Raw genomic sequence first — 515 nt, forward strand, 5'->3', positions numbered from 1 at the left:
CCGCTCGAAGACGTGGAGATCGCGCAGGGCGTGCTCGATGCCGCGCAGGAAAAGGCGCAGCGGGTCATCCGGGGGCGTTCGGACGGCTCGTCCGGTTCGCGCCAGCGCAATCGTGGCCACTTGCCTGCCCATCTGCCGCGGGTGGAGCGGATCATCGAGCCCAGGAGCACGCTGTGTCCGTGCGGCTGCGGCGAGATGGCCAGGATCGGCGAGGATGTCAGCGAGCGGCTCGACGCAATCCCGGCGCAACTGCGCGTGCTGGTCACGCGCCGCCCGAAATACGCTTGCCGGCGCTGCTCGGGCGCCGTCGTGCAGGCGCATGCGCCCGAGCATATCGTGCCTGGTGGCCTGCCGACCGAGGCGCTGATCGCCCAGGTCATCGTCGCCAAGTTCGGTGATCATTTGCCGTTCTACCGGCAGGCCGAGATCTACGCCCGCCAGGGCATCCAGCTGGATCGGGCGACACTGGGCAACTGGGCAGGCCGGGCCTGCTTCCATCTCAAGCCCATAGCCGA

At 68.9% G+C, this 515-nt stretch carries 1 protein-coding gene; it reads left to right on the forward strand.

From position 1 onward, the window contains the following. On the forward strand, positions 1-515 hold a 515-nt coding region (locus NKI54_RS36430), incomplete at both ends, for an IS66 family transposase zinc-finger binding domain-containing protein (RefSeq protein ID WP_352694693.1).

The sequence above is a fragment of the Mesorhizobium sp. M0663 genome, assembly GCF_040320585.1.
Lineage (GTDB): Bacteria > Pseudomonadota > Alphaproteobacteria > Rhizobiales > Rhizobiaceae > Mesorhizobium.